Origin of the sequence: Dactylosporangium sp. CA-092794 (genome assembly GCF_050948465.1) — a bacterium.
Taxonomy (GTDB): Bacteria; Actinomycetota; Actinomycetes; order Mycobacteriales; family Micromonosporaceae; genus Dactylosporangium.
In genome coordinates this window covers 4,232,387-4,248,204 of the sequence record NZ_CP192044.1, presented here as the reverse complement: position 1 = coordinate 4,248,204, position 15,818 = coordinate 4,232,387, and the positions used below count along the sequence as shown (strand labels likewise).

At 72.6% G+C, this 15,818-nt stretch carries 13 protein-coding genes; 4 read left to right on the top strand and 9 right to left on the bottom strand.

Translation table 11 applies throughout. The annotated features are described in order from the left end of the window. Positions 1-31 precede the first annotated feature (31 nt). Entirely contained in the window at positions 32-1,351 is a 1,320-nt protein-coding gene (locus ACQPXD_RS18315) for an NAD(P)-binding domain-containing protein (protein ID WP_432839978.1), read from the top strand. An 881-nt stretch (positions 1,352-2,232) separates the two neighbouring features. Here the strand turns inward: ACQPXD_RS18315 and ACQPXD_RS18310 are convergent. Genes ACQPXD_RS18310 through ACQPXD_RS18285 form a run of 6 tightly spaced genes read right to left on the bottom strand, consistent with a single transcriptional unit; the run spans position 2,233 to position 8,666 of the window. Beyond that, positions 2,233-3,342 carry an endonuclease/exonuclease/phosphatase family protein gene (locus ACQPXD_RS18310; protein WP_432839976.1) on the bottom strand — a complete coding sequence of 370 codons (1,110 nt, stop codon included), beginning with the start codon at positions 3,340-3,342 and terminating at the stop codon, positions 2,233-2,235. Beyond that, on the bottom strand, positions 3,339-4,361 hold the full coding sequence (locus ACQPXD_RS18305) for a glycosyltransferase family 2 protein (RefSeq protein WP_432839974.1): 1,023 nt from the start codon (positions 4,359-4,361) through the stop codon (positions 3,339-3,341). The genes ACQPXD_RS18310 and ACQPXD_RS18305 overlap by 4 nt, the downstream gene beginning before the upstream one ends. Then, positions 4,358-5,368: a glycosyltransferase family 2 protein gene (locus tag ACQPXD_RS18300; RefSeq protein ID WP_432839972.1), complete on the bottom strand. Its 1,011-nt coding sequence runs from the start codon at positions 5,366-5,368 to the stop codon at positions 4,358-4,360. Before ACQPXD_RS18300 ends, ACQPXD_RS18305 begins: the two co-directional genes overlap by 4 nt. After that, positions 5,365-6,318 carry a UbiA prenyltransferase family protein gene (locus tag ACQPXD_RS18295; RefSeq protein ID WP_432839970.1) on the bottom strand — a complete coding sequence of 318 codons (954 nt, stop codon included), beginning with the start codon at positions 6,316-6,318 and terminating at the stop codon, positions 5,365-5,367. The genes ACQPXD_RS18300 and ACQPXD_RS18295 overlap by 4 nt, the downstream gene beginning before the upstream one ends. Before the next feature lie 12 nt (positions 6,319-6,330). Beyond that, positions 6,331-7,362, bottom strand: coding sequence for an NAD-dependent epimerase/dehydratase family protein (locus ACQPXD_RS18290; RefSeq protein ID WP_432839968.1), 1,032 nt, complete (start codon positions 7,360-7,362; stop codon positions 6,331-6,333). Beyond that, positions 7,356-8,666 carry an aspartate aminotransferase family protein gene (locus tag ACQPXD_RS18285; RefSeq protein ID WP_432843890.1) on the bottom strand — a complete coding sequence of 437 codons (1,311 nt, stop codon included), beginning with the start codon at positions 8,664-8,666 and terminating at the stop codon, positions 7,356-7,358. Before ACQPXD_RS18285 ends, ACQPXD_RS18290 begins: the two co-directional genes overlap by 7 nt. 280 nt (positions 8,667-8,946) lie before the next feature. Here ACQPXD_RS18285 and ACQPXD_RS18280 point away from each other — a divergent pair, with 280 nt between their 5' ends. From ACQPXD_RS18280 to ACQPXD_RS18270, 3 genes are read left to right on the top strand one after another with little or no spacing between them, the layout of a single operon-like run. Continuing rightward, entirely contained in the window at positions 8,947-9,948 is a 1,002-nt protein-coding gene (locus tag ACQPXD_RS18280) for a glycosyltransferase family 2 protein (RefSeq protein WP_432839966.1), read from the top strand. Further along, a complete protein-coding gene (locus ACQPXD_RS18275; protein WP_432839964.1) occupies positions 9,945-10,637 on the top strand; it encodes a polysaccharide deacetylase family protein in 693 nt (230 codons plus the stop codon). The genes ACQPXD_RS18280 and ACQPXD_RS18275 overlap by 4 nt, the downstream gene beginning before the upstream one ends. Before the next feature lie 40 nt (positions 10,638-10,677). Further along, complete coding sequence (locus ACQPXD_RS18270) at positions 10,678-11,484, top strand: AfsR/SARP family transcriptional regulator (RefSeq protein ID WP_432839962.1); 807 nt, start codon at positions 10,678-10,680, stop codon at positions 11,482-11,484. Between the two features lie 16 nt (positions 11,485-11,500). Here the strand turns inward: ACQPXD_RS18270 and ACQPXD_RS18265 are convergent, their stop codons facing one another. The 3 genes from ACQPXD_RS18265 to ACQPXD_RS18255 form a co-directional block, all read right to left on the bottom strand. Beyond that, positions 11,501-12,121: a class I SAM-dependent methyltransferase gene (locus ACQPXD_RS18265; protein ID WP_432839960.1), complete on the bottom strand. Its 621-nt coding sequence runs from the start codon at positions 12,119-12,121 to the stop codon at positions 11,501-11,503. Between the two features lie 41 nt (positions 12,122-12,162). Then, positions 12,163-14,130, bottom strand: coding sequence for a glycosyltransferase (locus tag ACQPXD_RS18260; protein WP_432839958.1), 1,968 nt, complete (start codon positions 14,128-14,130; stop codon positions 12,163-12,165). A gap of 108 nt (positions 14,131-14,238) precedes the next feature. Then, on the bottom strand, positions 14,239-15,744 hold the full coding sequence (locus tag ACQPXD_RS18255; protein WP_432839956.1) for an alkaline phosphatase PhoX: 1,506 nt from the start codon (positions 15,742-15,744) through the stop codon (positions 14,239-14,241). Positions 15,745-15,818: the final 74 nt, after the last annotated feature.

The window sequence follows — 15,818 nt, the reverse complement described above, 5'->3', positions numbered from 1 at the left end:
CGGCCTGAGTTTTGTTGGGGGCCTGATTTTTTTGGGGGGCCGAGCCATCGAGCGTGTCACCACGGTCGTCATCGGCGCCGGTCACGCCGGCCTGGCCGCCAGCCATGAGCTGACCGCCCGCTCGATCGACCACGTCGTGCTGGAGCGCGGCGAGGTCGCCAACTCGTGGCGCCGCGAGCGGTGGGACTCCCTGCGGCTGCTGACCCCCAACTGGCTGTGCCGCCTGCCCGGCCAGCCCTACGACGGCCCCGACCCGGACGGGTACCTGGCGATGGCCGAGCTGATCGAGTTCCTCGAGCGCTACGCCACCACCACCCGCACCCCCGTCCGGACGGGCACCGAGGTAACATCGCTGCGCCGCACCGACGCCGGCTACCGCGTCACGACCAGCACCGGCGAGCTCGCCTGCCGCACGGTCGTCATCGCCAGCGGCGCCTGCAACCGCCCGGTGGTGCCCCCGTTCCACGACGCGGTGCCGGCGTCCGTCGAGCAACTCACGCCGTTCGACTACCGCGGCCCGGAGAAGCTCCCCGACGGCGGCGTCCTGGTCGTGGGCGCCTCGGCAACGGGCGTGCAACTCGCCGCCGAGCTGCAGCGCTCGGGCCGCCCGGTGACCCTGTCCGTCGGCGAGCACGTCCGGATGCCCCGCACGTACCGCGGCCGCGACGTGCTGTGGTGGATGGACGCCGCGGGCGTGTGGGACCAGCGCTACGACGAGATCGACGACCTGACCCGGGCCCGGCGACTGCCCTCGCCGCAGCTCGCCGGCACCCCGCACCGCGCCACCCTGGACCTCAACGCGCTCACCGACCTGGGCGTGGCCCTGGTGGGCCGCTGGGCCGCGGTGCGCGACGGCCGCGCCCTGTTCTCGGGCGGCCTGCGCAACGTGTTCGCGCTGGCCGACCTCAAGCTGGGCCGCCTGCTGGACTCGTTCGACACCTGGGCCTCGACCACCTCGGCGCCCTCCGTCGCCTCCGCGCCCTCTGTCGCCTCCGCGCCCTCTGTCGCCTCCGCGGCCTTTGCGGCCGACGGGGGTGGGCCGGCCGAGCGGCTCGCGCCGACCCGGGTGCCGGCGACGGCGCGGCTGCAGCTTGATCTGCGCGGCGGGGAGATCCGCACGATCGTGTGGGCGACCGGGTTCCGGCCCGACTACAGCTGGCTCGACGTGCCGGTGCTCGACGCGAAGGGGCGGCTCGACCACGACGGCGGCGTGGTGGCCAGCCCGGGGCTGTACGCGCTGGGGCTGCCCGTGCTGCGGCGGCGCAAGTCGACGTTCATCCACGGCATCGCCGACGACGCGCGCGAGGTGATCGACCACCTCGCCGGCCACCTGGCTGGCGCGCGGCGCTGAGCCCGGTCGAATCCGAGGCCCGGGGCGCGGGGCTGCGAACCGCGCGCCCTCCTCCTCCACCCGCCCGTCCGTCACGGCTCAGGAGGAATCACGCTTTGCTGGCATATTTCGTCATTTACCATGCTGAATCGGACGCGACTGCTTGCGGCGGCGCGGGAGTTCGCGGCGACGCGGGCGTGGCGGCCGAGCACACGATCGAGAACCCGACCGGCCCGCCTTCACTCGCCGGCGTCGGCCGACCACGCCCACTGCCGCGCCCTGGGCGTGCGGCCGGTGACGGCCGCGAGCAAGGCGCCTCGAAACCGGCCGTAAGTCTCCGTGATCATGCCCGCCTGGCCACTGACACCACGCGTTTCTCATGATCGCGGAGTGATTGTGTACCCATAGGTACCATATGTCTCCAGGATCATGAAAAACCCCGACATCGGACCGGACACCATGCATGATCACGGAGACTTGTGGTCACGACGCCCCGCAGCAGCTGGAAGCGCCGGGCGCGACTGCTTGCGGTGGCGCGGGAGTTCGCGGCGGCGCGGGCGTGGCGGCCGAGCACACGATCGAGGACCCGACCGGCCCGCCTCCACTCGCCGGCGTCGGCCGACCACGCCCACTGCCGCGCCCCGGGCGTGCGGCCGGTGACGACCCCGAGCACGGCGCCTCAAAACCGGCCATAAGTCTCCGTGATCATGCCCGCCCGGCCACTGACACCACGCGTTTCTCATGATCGCGGAGTGATTGTGCACCTATAGGTACCATATGTCTCCAGGATCATGAAAAACCCCGACATCGGACCGGACACCATGCATGATCACGGAGACTTGGTGGTCACGGCGTCCGGCAGCAGGTGCGCGGGCGGGCGGCCGCACCGCGGACGGCGGTGGCTACGGGGCCGTAGACAGTTGCAGCAGCTGGAAGCGGTGGTCGGACTGGCCGTGGGAGCTGCCGAAGGTGTAGTCGTGCACCCGCACGTCCCGGGTCACGAAGGCCCAGTCCAGCCGCCACCACCGGGGCAGGCCCGGGCGGTCGCGGTACGTGGTCGGGTACAGGTCCGGCAGCGCGGTGCTCGCGTCGCGCAGGCGGGAGGGAACCTTGTTCAGGTCGCCCATCGCCGGCGTCGTGTTGAAGTCGCCGGCCACCAGGGCCGGGCCCGGGTTGGCGGCGACGTCCGCGGCAAGCGCCCGCCACTGCGGCTCGCGCTGGGCGCGCTGCTCGCGGATCGTCCGGTAGAAGGCGGCCGAGAACGGGCTCGTAGGGTTGATCTGCACCGGCATGTGGAGGTTGTAGATCGAGAGTTGGTGGCCGCCGGCCAGGGAGAGGTCGGTGCGCAGGATCTTGTCCCGGGTGTACTCCCCCAGCCAGCCGGTGTCCGTGGTGGGTACGGCCGCCGGCAGCGGGTAGGAGCGGACGATCGGCAGGCGGGACAGCGTGACCAGCTCGCCGGCGATCGCCAGGTCGTAGCCGGGGAACTCGGCGCGCAGCCGGGACGAGTCGTCGATCCGGCCGGGAATGTCGCCGTCGCGGAGGTACTCCTGCAGCAGGTAGACATCGGCGTGCTGGTCGCGCAGGAAGTCGTAGAAGGGGCCGCCGTCGCTGTCCCAGTACTCGGTGTTCCAGCTGAACACCCGCAGGGCGCCGGGCGGGGCGGGGCCGTCGCCGCCGGCCAGGGCGCGGAAGTTGAGGCCGGAGATCGGGGCGCCGATCACCAGTGCCGCCAAGGAGAGGAGGGCGACGGGGCGGCGTGAGCGGCGGCACGGGGCGGCGCCGGCGGCGAGCAGCACGGGGACGATGAGCAGTACCGCGGGCGGCATGACGTCGATGATCAGCCAGAACCACCACCGGCCGCTGATCAGCAGGTGGAGCAGCACGAAGCACAGCCACCCGGCGGCGGCCGCGACGAGGATGTTGTAGAGCCAGAACCGCCAGCCGTGCCGGGGGCGGGTCGCGGCGGCCGGCGCCTGGGGCGACGGTGAGGGCGAGGTGACCGCCGTCATGCCGTGGCCTCCGCCGGCAGGGGGAACGTGGCGTCGTAGAGGTGGCGGAACGCGCGGGAGCTCAGCCACTGCAGGGCCCCGGCGGCCACGCCGGCCGTGATGGTGACGTTGACCAGGTAGTGCAGCGCGGCGAAGAGGAGGAGGAAGCCGGTGCCGGCGCGGTGGTGCACGAAGCGGTACATGCCGGCGTCGCAGGCAAGCGAGGCGGCGAGCAGCGTGAGCGGTACCGCGGCGAGCCATGGGGAGAGCAGCATCAGCGGCACGCTGACGAGGGCGGCGAACGCGGCGAGGCTGCCCCAGGCGCGGGTGGCGGTTTCGAAGCCCGACGCGAACCGGCGGGCGCGCAGGTAGAGCGGCACCCGGAGCCGGCCGCGGTGGAACAGCTTGCGCAGCAGGCCGCGCAGGGTGTGGTCGTGGTCGTGCCGGCCGCGGACGTCGCCGGTCAGGACCATGCGCCAGCGGCGGCTAAGGCGGTAGCCGTAGTCGACCTCCTCGGTCTGTTTGAGGGCGGGGTTGAACAGGCCGACGTCGTCGAAGACGTCGCGGCGGATGGCGCACATCGCCGGGAACAGCAGCGAGATGTCGCCCTCGGCGGTGATCGACCAGTAGTGGTACTGCAGGCCGCGGTAGCGGGCGACGAGGGTGTCGTGGAGCAGCGGTTCGGGGTCCTCGATGCCGCAGACGCAGCCGATCGCCGGGTCGGAGCGCAGCAGTCGCACGGAGCGTTCGACGGCGTCGGGTGCGAGGCTGACGTCGGAGTCCACGAAGTAGAGGATCGCACCCGCTGTGCTGGCGGCGCCGACGTTGCGGGCGTTGCCGCAGCCGCCGTTCGTGCCCGTGCTGACCACCCGCACGCCGAGGGCCTGGGCGACGGCGACCGACTCGTCGGTGCTGCAGTCGTCGACGACCACGACTTCGAGGTTTTGGTACGTCTGGTCGAGCACGGAACGCAGGCAGAGGTCGAGCGATTCGGCGTAGTTGTAGTTCGGCACGATCACCGATACCAGTTCGGCGTTCACCGGGCCAGCTCCGGGCGGTCGTAGAGGGTGCGGAACCGGCCGGAGCCGAGCCAGGCCACGATGCCGGCCAGGGCGGCGACGGCGATGACCAGGTTGAGCAGGAAGTGCATGGCCACGAAGTACACCAGGAACAGCGGCGGGCGCAGTTGGGCGACGAAGCGGTACATCGGCAGGTCGCCGGCGATGCAGAGGGCGAGGAACGCCAGCGGTACCACGGTGAGGACGGGGCCGAGCAGCACGGGCAGGGCGACGCCGAGCACGGCGAGCAGGGCGGCGATGCTGACCCAGGCGCGGGGGCCGCTGGTGATTCCGCCGGGGAAGGCGGGCTTGCGGATGAACATGGGCATGTGCAGGGCGGTGCGCAGGAACACTTTGCGGATCAGCACGCCGAGGTCGTGGTCGTGGTCGTGGACGCCGCGGACCCGGGGCGAGAGCCAGATCTCGTAGTGCTGGGCGAGGCGGCGGCCGTAGTCGGCGTTCTCGGTCTCGCGCAGCCGGGGGTTGAACGGGCCGATCTCGGTGAAGACGGTGACCGGGATGGCGAGCAGGGCGGTGTAGAGGGTGGCGATGCGGCCTTCGTCGGCGATGAGCCAGTACGACTGCTGCAGGCAGCGGTACTCCTCGAGCAGGCTGTCGCGGATGAGCGGGACCGGGTCGTAGTTGCCGCAGACCGCGCCGATGGCGGGGTCGGCGGCGAGCAGTTCGACCGCGTTGGCGACCGCGTCCGGGTGGGCGGCGACGTCGGAGTCGACGAAGAACAGGATCTCGCCGGTGGCGTGCCGGGCGCCGAGGTTGCGGGCGGCGGCCGGGCCGCCGTTGCTGGTGGTGCGCAGCACGCGCACGCCGAAGGAGGCGGCGACCGCGGCGGAGTCGTCGGTGGAGCAGTCGTCGACGACGATGATTTCGAGGTTGGGGTACGTCTGGTCCAGCAGCGCCTGCAGGCACAGCGGCAGGGCCCGGGAGTAGTTGTAGTTCGGGACGACGACCGAGACCAGGGGACTGCTCATCTGCCCATCCAGTTCAGCAGGGTCGGGTAATGGTGCAGGACGAGCGCGGCGGACAGCAAGGGACCGACCACGCAGACACACGCCAGGATCAGGCGGTCGTGCAGGATCGCCCGGATCGGGTCGCCGCCCGACTGGTGGACGTGCACGCCTTGCAGGTAGCGGAACGCGGCGAAGAGGCCGGCGGGCGCGGCGACGAGCAGCACCGGCTCGCGGAACGGGTCCAGGGGCGCGTCGGTGGCGAGGTAGAGCAGGAAGGCGCCGGCGGTGAGGGCGAGGTTGAGGCCGAGGAGCTGGTCGGTCAGGGCGAGGTTGTAGCCGGCCAGCGCCGGGCGGTGGGCGGGGCCGACGGCGGTGAGCTCGTGCCGGCGCTTGCCGAGGATGAGCACGAGGCAGCCGGTGAAGACGGCGCCGAGCAGGGGCGGGGACGGTTCGGTGCCGGCCGCGCCGTAGCCGTACACCACCCGCAGGACGAATCCGGCGGCGACGACGCAGATGTCGAGGGGTGCGGTGTGTTTGAGCCAGACGCTGTAGGCGACGTTGATCGCCAGGTACGACAGCAGCGGCCAGCGCGGCAGGTCGGGCCCGAAGAGCAGGGCCGCGGTGAGGGCGGCGGCGACGGTGCCGGCGAAGGCGACGGCGAGGGGCACCGAGACGTGCCCGGCGGCGATCGGGCGGTGCCGTTTGCCGGGGTGTTCGCGGTCGAGCCGGCGGTCGGCGATGTCGTTGCCGACGTAGACGAGCACGGCGGCGAGGGTGAAGACGAGCACGGCCCAGCCGGTGCGGGCCAGCGCGGGCAGGCTCCAGGCGGGCGCGTCGATGAGCGCGAGCGGCACGGCGAGCAGGTTCTTGGCCCACTGCCGCGGCCGGGCGAGGCGCAGCAGCTGCCAGGCCGCCGAGCGGACGGCGGCCGGTGTGGTGGCCGGGATGTCGACCACGGTCTCCGCGGACATCGGTGCCGGGCCTCAGAAGAAGACCTTCGCGGCCGACAGGGCGCCCTGCCGCCACGGGTCGCGGCTGGTGCGGCCGCTGCGGGCGGGGCGGGTGGCCGGCCCGGCCGGTTCGCGTTGCTGCCGCCACCAGTCGAAGGTGGCGAGGATCGCGTCGCGGTTGGACCGTTTGGGGGCGAAGCCGAGCCGGTCGCGGGCTTTGTCGATGCTGACGTACGAGTCGGCCATGAGCTTGTGCAGCAGCCGTTCGTAGACGGGTGAGAGGCGCAGTCGTTGCAGGCCGCGCAGGGCGAGCAGCGCGGGGCGGGCGGGGACGGAGACGACCCGTTTGCCGTGCCCGGCGGCGTCGAGGACGGCCTGGAAGTCCTCGCGCAGGGTGCCGAATTCGGCGGCGGCGAGGTTGTAGGTGTCGTTGGCGATGTCGGCGGGTGCGGCCAGCACGGTGGCGACGGCGTCGACGAGGTCTTCGACGGCGAACATCTGGATGCGCACGTCGCCGCGGCCGAGGACGGGGAAGTTGCGGCCTTCGTCGGCCCACTCGAAGAGCATGGCGAACAGGCCCATGCGGCCGGGGCCGAGGAAGGTCTTGGGCCGCAGGACGGACAGGCACATGCCGTCGGCGCGGTGCCGCTCGGCGACCTCCTCGGCCGCGGCCTTGGCGGCGCTGTAGGTGTCGACCGGCCGGCGGGGGTGGTCCTCGGGGGTGGGCACGGTCTTGGGCAGGCCGTAGACGGCGGTGGAGGAGACGTGGACGACCCGGGGTACTCGGGCGTCGGCGGCGGCGCGCAGTACCGTGCCGGTGCCGTCGACGATGATCGAGCGGATCTCGTCGGCGGGGTAGCTGGGCAGTGCGGCGGCGCAGTGGATGACCGCGTCGGCGCCGCCGGTCGCCTCGGCCATGGCGTGGGGGTCGCGGACGTCGCCGATGAGGCTGACGGTGCCGGCCGGGCGGAGGTCGACGCCGCGCACGTCCCGGCCGTCGGCGCGCAGCCGGTCGACGAGGCGGGAGCCGAGCATGCCGGCGGCGCCGGTCACGGTGATCACCACAGCGAGCCGACCTTCTGCTTGACGAACCGGGTGACGAGCCGGGTCAGGCCCTGGTCGAGGACCGCGCCGAGGGCGTCGACGCCGCGCTGGACGTCGGCCGGGTCGGTGATCAGGGCGGGGCCGATGACGAGGGGGTTGCGGCCGTTGAGGGTGTAGTACGTGTAGATGTCGTGGTCCTCGTAGAGGGCGTTGATGACGGCGCAGGTGACGAGCTTGGTCTTGAACTGCGGGTCGCGGGCCATGCCGCCGGGGGCGAGGCGGGCGACGAGGTCGAGCAGGGCGGGGCCGCCGTCGATGAAGACGCCCCAGAGCGCGCCGGCGCCGGCGACCCGGCCGACCGCGTCCGGGTATTGTTTGGCGAGCCGTTGCAGGGACGGCTCGAGGACCCGTTCGAGGGCGCGGGCCTTGGCCGGGTAGTCGTCCTCGACGACGACGGCGATGGCCTCGATGGCGGTCGCGCACTCCTCGCCGAAGCCGTAGTAGGTGGTGCTGGTGCTCTGCAGCAGCGCGTCGCCGAGGTTGTCGTAGGCCTTGCGGAAGATCTTGGTGCGGGCGACGTAGGCGGAGATCGAGGATTTGCCGCCGCCGAACGCCTTCGAGGTGGTCAGCACGTCGGGCACGAGGCCGGGGTACCGCATGAAGTAGAACAGTTCGCCGGTTTTTCCCCACCCGGTGTAGATTTCATCGAAAATCAGCACGATGTCGTGCCGGGTGCACAGCTGCCGGATTTCGCGCAGAAAATCCTCGTCGCACCATGAGACGGTGGACGCGCTGAACGGTTCGACGATGAGCGCGTAGACGTCGCCGGAGTGCTCGGCAATTGCCTGTTTGACCGAGGAGATGTCGTTGTAGGTAAATGTCGCGATTCCCGGAATGGTGGGAAATGCAAAGTGCGGCTGGCCGGTGAGCCCGCCGGAGCCCAGCAGCTTGCCGTGAAACCCGCAATCGGCGCGCAGGATGGTGTGCCGCTTGCCGCCGTGGTACTTGTAGGCGAGCTTGACCGCGCCCTCGACCGCCTCGGCGCCGGAGTTGGGCAGGAACGACATGGTGAGGTCGCCGGGCAGCAGCTGGGCGAGGTTGTGCCCGAGCGCGGCGACGTAGGGCGAGAAGTAGGTCTTGTGCACCTCCATCCGCCGCTGCTCGGCGAAGCGCTGCCGGGCGGCGAGAATGCGCGGGTGGTTGTGCCCGTGGCTGAGCACCCCGACGCCGCCGGTCAGGTCGAGGATGCGCCGTCCGTCGCGCTGCAGCAGATATGCGCCCTCGGCCCGGTCGACCAATTCGCGGCCGAACCCGAAGGACGTCATCAGGCTGACCTGACTGGAGTTCACGTAGCGGCGGTACAGGTCCTGCGTCTCGCGGGCGGTGAGCCGCTCGCACTCATCGACGCCTATCAGGTTGGGCATGGGCAGAAACCTAGCGAGGCAGCCGAAATGGTTTCTGAACCGGCCCTGTATCTCGTCTGGACTACCCACCGCAACGCTTGCTTGGGCCGTGACGATCCCGATAGCTTGACTGGCAACACAGGCACGTGCATGAATGTTTAATGCCATGATCGCCTTGTGGTGACCAAGGGAGTTACGGATCATGCGACCCGAGGTGTCGGTCATCGTCCCCGCCTACAACAGCGCGACGACCCTCGGGGCCTGCCTGGCGGCGATCCGTGCGCAGCGCGAGCCGGTCGCCGAGGTCATTGTGGTCGACGACGCCAGCACCGACGGCACCCGGGAGATCGCCCGCCGGTTCGGCTGCCGGCTGGTCGAGTCGCCGGTGAACCGGGGGCCGGCCGCGGCCCGCAACCTCGGCATCCGGGCCAGCCGCGGCGAGATCCTGTTCTTCGTCGACTCCGACTGCGCGCCGCTGCCCGACGCGCTCGGCGTGGCGCTGCGGATCATGCGCGACGAGCCCGACGTGGTGTGCGTGCACGGCATCTACGCGCTCGAGCCGATGTTCGACGACGGCCCGATCGAGGCGTACCGGCTGCTGCACGGGCACTACTGGCGGCGGCGGCACGCCGGGCGGGTCCGCACCACGCTGTTCGCGCTGTGCGCGATCCGCCGTGCGGTGTTCGACGAGGTCGGCGGCTTCGACGAGCGGCTGCGCGCCTCCGAGGACGTGGAGTTCGGCGACCGGCTGGGCGCGCACCACGGGATCGTGCTCAGCGCCGAGATGGCCGGCCGGCACGACGACGACAGCCGGCTCGGGGCGCTGCTGCGCAAGCAGTTCGGCCGCTCGCAGCTGCTCATCCCGGTGGCGCTGGCCGAGCGCGGGCCGGCCGGGATCCGGGCCAACAGCCCGGCCGCGGTCGCGCTGGCGGCGCTGGCGGCCGTGACCCTGCCGCTGGGCCTGGTCGCGCCGGCGCTGCTGGCCGTGCCGGCGCTGGCCCTCGCGGGGTTCGTGCTGGCCGACCCGGGACTGCTGCGGTTCGTGGCGGCCCGGCGCGGGCCGGCGTTCGCCGGCTTCTTCTTCGCCGTGCACTTCCTGGTGCAGCTGGCGATCGTCGCCGGTGCGCTGGCCGGGGGCCTGCGCCACCTGCGCGACCGGGACTTCGGGCCGGCCCGGGTCGTCGAGGAGCACCTGAGCCGATGAGTACCGGCAGGCGCGCCGCCCAGCTCTTGCACTACGGGTTCTTCGCGGTCCGCGGATATCAGCAGTACCTGCGGCGCCGGCCCGGCCTGGGCGGCGCCGGCTGGCCGGCGTTCGGCGTCGGCGGGGGCGCGGTCGCGCTCACCGTCGACGACGGCCCGCACCCGGACTGGACGCCGCCGCTGCTGGACCTGCTCGCCCGGCACGACATCCGGGCCACCTTCTTCCTCGTCGGCGACCGGGTCCGGGAGCGGCCCGGCCTGGCCCGCCGCATCGCCGCGGCCGGGCACGTGCTGGGCAACCACTCGATGACCCACCCGCAGCCGTTCGCGGCGCTGCCGCCGCCGGTGCAGCGGGCCGAGATCGCCGGGGCGCAGGCGGAGATCGAGGCGGCCACCGGCGTCTCGCCGCGGCTGTTCCGGGCGCCGTCGGGCAACTGGTCGGCCGGGGTGCTGCGGGCCACCGCGGAGCAGGGCCTCGCCCCGGTGGACTGGACGGTCAATCCCAGCGACTGGCGCCGTCCCGGTACCGACCGGATCGCGCGGGCGCTGTCGCGCAGCCGGCCCGGTCAGATCATGCTCTGCCACGACGGCGGCGGCGACCGGTCGCAGACCGTCGCGGCCCTCGCCCGCGTGCTGCCGCAGTTGCTGGCGCGGGGACTGACCTTCACGACGCCCGCCGGCCGCCGATAGCCCGGCGAGCGCGTGACGCCCGAGCAGGAGGGGAGGGAGCGTGTCCGAGGACAATCTCGCGGTGTCGCTCTTGGGACTGGTCAAGGCACGCCGCGGCGGTACCGCGCTCTACCTCGGCACGCCGCGGCAGCGCGAGGTGCTGGCCGTGCTGGCGCTGCGATCCGGGATGGTCATGTCGGTGGCGCAGATCGTCGACGCGGTCTGGGGCCCCCGCCGGCCGCCGTCGGTGGAGAACATGGTGCACACCTACATCGGGCGCCTGCGCCGGGCCCTCGAACCGCAGCGGCAGAAGCCGGCCCGGGCCACCGTGCTGTGCTCGACCCGGCCCGGCTACACCCTGGCCATCGCCGCCGACGCGGTGGACGTGAACCTGTTCGAGCGCGACGTCCGGCAGGCCCGCGCGGCCCGCGCCGCGGCCCAGTTACCCGAGGCCCTGGGGCACTTCCAGCGGGCGGTGGCGCGCTGGTGCGGCCCGCCGCTGCAGGAGGCCACCGGCCCGCTCGCGGAGGCCGAGCGGGCCCGGCTGGCCGAGCTGCACCAGGACGTGCTGGAGGAGATCGCCGGGATCCGGCTGCTGCTCGGCGACGACGAGAACCTCGTGTCGGAGCTGCGCTGGATGCTGGCCGAGCAGCCGATGCGGGAGCGGCTGTGGGAGCTGCTGCTGGTGGCGCTCGGCCAGTCGTCGCGCCGGGCGGAGGCGCTGACCGCGTTCCAGGACGCCCGGGTGACGCTGGCCGACCGGCTCGGGGTCGAGCCGGGCCACCAGCTGCAGGACCTGCACCGCCGCCTGCTGCGCAGCGAGCCGGTCGGCGTGCGGCCCTGGTGGAACCGCCGCATCCCGGCCTGACCGGGCCGCCCCGCCCTCAGGCGGCCACGGGTGCCTTGAGCACCAGGAACGCGCCCCGCGGCCCGTCGCCGAGCCGGGCCGGGACCTCGCGGTCGATCGGCACGCCGCAGGCGCGGATGACCTCGACGATGTCGCGGGCCTGGGCGACGTCGTAGATCTGCACCACGATCCGGCCCCGGTCGCTGAGCATCGCGGGGAGCCGCAGCAGCAGGTCGCGGGCCTCCTCGCCGGTCAGGTAGTAGAGCACCTCGCGCAGCAGCACGGCGTCGTAGCGCTCGCCGGTGGCGAAGGTGCGGATGTCGGCGACCTCGAACGAGGTGTCCGGCCGGCCGAGGCGGCGCGCCTGCTGGATCGCGGACCGGCTCACGTCCACGCCGTGGTAGTGCCGGTACCGCCCGGCCGGCAGCGGCATGTTGGCGCTGCTGCCGCAGCCGAGGTCCAGGATGGACGGTCGCTTCGCCCAGGTCTCGATCAGCGTGAAGGGCATCTCGCCGTCGCTGAGCCGGTCGAGGTAGCGCCAGAAGCCCAGCGCGTACTGCAGGTCCCACATCATCGAGTTGATCCGCCGGTTGGGGCGGACGAAGCGCTCCACCGGGCCGCGCAGCAGCCGGGACAGCCGGGCGAACAGCGTGTTCATCACCATCGCAAAATATCGACGAACGTAGATCTAAACAAGGGTTACGCCGGGTAGTCCAGGCCAGGTCCAGAACGCAGACAGGCCGCGCCGTCCGGAACCCGCACGGGGCCGCGGCGGTGCATGTACTCGGCGGTCACGAGGCCCCCCGAGCCGACGATCACCTCGCTCAGCGAGCAGACCAGCCGGCTGGCCAGCACCACGGACGTGGCCACCGAGACCGGCAGCACGGTGACCAGCCCCACCATCACGATCGCCTCGCGCACGCCCAGCCCGTCGGGCGCGACCATGACCAGCACGCCGGCCGTCGCGGCGGCCGCGAAGCCGCCGATGCACAGCAGGTAGGAACGCAGCGGCGGCGCGCCCGCGACCACGGCCAGCAGCCACAGGTGGTGCCCGGAGACGATCCAGGACAGCGTCTGCGCGCCCAGCGCCCGGCGCAGCCCCCGGTCGGAGGCGGCCACCGCCGGCGGCTCCCGGCGCAGCACGCGCAGGGCGGCCGCCACCGCGGCGTTGAACAGCCGCGGCCGGACCAGCAGCGCCACCACCGGCACCGCGGCCAGCAGCAGCCACAGAAACTGCCCGCCGGCCAGCGCCGGGCCGGCCGCGATACCGACGGTGAGACCGGTCAGCGCGACCACGCTCCAGCTCAGCATGAACAGCCCGGCCAGCCGGACCGGCCCGACCTCGACCTCGCGGCCCATGCGCAGCAGCACCGGCAGCGCGAGGAACCGGCCGGGCAGGAACTTGGTGAGGAAGCCGACGAAGAACATCCGGGCCGCGGTCCAGCCGCTGACCCGGGCGCCGAGGTCGGTGAAGAGCGCGCGCCAGGAGACCAGGCCGAGCACGAGGCCGGCGGCGTTGATCAGCGCGGCCAGGCCCAGCGCGGCGGCGACCCGCCCGGTGCCCAGGCCGGCGGCGAGGGTGCGGGCCGGGGTCCAGTCCTGCGCGTCGAGGAACAGCACCACGCCGGCCGCCAGCGCGACCACGAACACCGCCACGAACAGCTGGTTCAGCCGTCTCCCCCAGCGCCGGCCCAGCGCGGCGAGGACGCCCAGCGCCATGCCGGCGAACTCGGTGACGTGGGTGAGGAACCGCATCGCCGCGAAGAACACCGCGAACACCGGCCCCCGCCCGGCGGCGGCGAAGCCCAGCAGCCGGCGGTCGAGGGCCAGGAACGCCACCACCGCCAGCGCCGGCAGCGCGGCGAACCACGGCGACAGGGCCGGCAGCGGCAGGCTCGCCACGGCGGCGGCGCAGCTCGTCATCGCCGCCACCGCGGGCACGTCGATGCCCCGGCGCCGCCGGGCGGCGCGGACCGGCCCGGGCGCCGCCCGCCGCCCGTCCAGCACGGTGCCGGCGTAGGTGCGGGCCCGGCGGAACTGCTCGGTCACGTACACCCCGAACCCGTCGGCGTGGTCGTGCCGGCCGACGACCTCGGCGCTCATCCGGATCTCCCACCGGTCCGGCAGCCGGGTGCCCCACTCGACGTCCTCGGCGTCGCGCAGCCGCTCGTCGAACCCGCCGACGGCCGCGAAGGCCTCCCGGCGCACGGCCGTCAGCGCGAACAGCGTGGCATCGGCGAGCCCGGCCGCCCGGCGCCGCCAGAAATGCTCGGAGAGCGTCTGGTACCGCTGCACCGCGCCGCCGGGGAACAGCGGGCGGGCGTCGTAGATGCCCTGCACCACGCCGCAGCCGGGATGCTCGCGCAGTTCGCGCACCGCCGCCTCGAGCGCGCCGGGGGCGAGGGCGACGTCGGAGTCGACGAAGAACAGCACGTCGCCCGCGGCGGCCGCGGCGCCCCGGTTGCGCGCGGCGGAGACGCCGCCGTTGACCGGTGTGGTCAGCAGCCGGCACGGGTACCGGCCGATGATCTCCCGCGACCCGTCGGTGCTCGCGTCGTCGACGACGATGACCTCGGCCGCGGGCAGGGTCTGCGCGTGGACGGCGTCGAGGCAGGCCGCGAGCGACCGTTCCTTGTTGTAGTTCGGGATGATGACAGAGACCCGCACGCTGCGACGCTAGCCACGCCGCCTCGACGCGAACACACTGCGACCTGAACTACGCTCCGGCGTCACCGGTGAGCCCGGGGCCAGTGCGGCCCCGGGCTCGCGGCGGTGTCAGCCGAGGTACTTCTCCCAGGGGCCGGTGATGGCCAGGGTGATGCCCGGCGCCTGGATGTTCACGAAGAGGATCTTGCCGTCCGGGGAGAACGTCGGGCCGGTGAACTCCGAGTACGTCGGCGCGCCGCCGGACGTGCCGTTGCTGAGCATGTTGCGGGCGATCGCGTAGGTCGGGCCGCCCGGCACCGAGCTCAGCACGTGGGAGGCGCGCACGCCGTCCTCGGCCAGGACCAGGGTCCCCCACGGGGTGACGGTCACGTTGTCGGGGCCGTCGAAGGTCAGGTCGGCGTACTTCGGGTAGGCGCCCTCGGTCTCCGCCGCCGGGTTGTGCGGGAAGTAGGTGACGAGCGTGATGGTCTCGTCGTCGTAGTCGTAGAACCACACCATGCCGTCGTGCTTGGTCGCGTCGGCCGGCAGGTCGTTCGCGGCGAAGGCGAAGCTGTTGACGACGTAGCAGCCCTTGCCGTTGCTCCACACGCCTTCGAACTTCTTGCCGCGGGTGACGGTGCCGTCGGCGAACTGGGTGCGGATGGTCTTGGTGGTCGCGTCGCGGTCGGGGACCTCGAGCCAGGTCACCTTGAACGGGCGGCCCAGCTGCGCCGAGGTGAGGTAGGCGACGTCGGGCAGGATGCTGCCGTCGTCCAGGCGGATCTGCATCGCCTCGAGCTTGCCGGCGGTGTCCGGCAGCGTGTTGGCCAGGCCGGGGCCCAGCTTCACGCCGTGCGGGGCGGTCCAGCGGTAGAACAGGCCGTTGGGGCCGCTGGCGTCCTCGGAGAGGTACACGTGCTTGAGCTTCGGCTCGACGGCCAGGGCCTCGTGCTCGAACCGGCCGAACGCCTTGATCGGCTTGGGCAGCTGGTGGCCGGAGTCGGCCGGGAACACCTCGAAGACGTAGCCGTGGTTGCGCTGGTACGTGCCGGTCTGCCCGGCCGCCGACCAGGTGGCGCCCGCGGTGATGAAGGTCTCCTCGCAGGTCAGCCAGGTGCCCCACGGGGTCACGCCGCCCGCGCAGTTGCGCACGGTACCCGAGATGCCGACCCATTCGGCGGTGGCCTTGCCGTTGCCGTCGGTGGTGATGACCGTGCAGCCGCTCGCGTTGGCCGCGCCCGGGTCGTAGACGGTGCCGGCGACGTGCGGCACGCCGTGGGTCGCCATGTGCGGGGTGAGCTCGTGGTTCTGGATGATCGTCAGGCCCTTGCGGCTCGCGTCGACCACACCGGTGCCGTCGTGGAAGGCCGGGGTCTTGCCCTGGCCGAACGACAGGTCGGTCTCGCCCTCACGGGTCACGATCTTGTACGAGAAGCCCGCCGGCAGGGCGAGGATCCCGTTCGGGTCGTCCTGCAGCGGGGGGAACGGCCGGTCGCCCGGGTTCGACCGGTCCGCGGCCCAGTTCGGGTCGTGCGCGGCCGCCGGCTCGGCGAGGCTGGGCAGCACACCGGCAACGGTCAGGCCCACACCGGCGGCGGCACCGCCGGAAATCACCTGACGACGAGAGATGGTCATACGAAACACTCCTGTGGGATGGAAGCTTCCATGAGCCACTGACCTGCCGAGCCTCGAAGCCGGACCTGAATGGC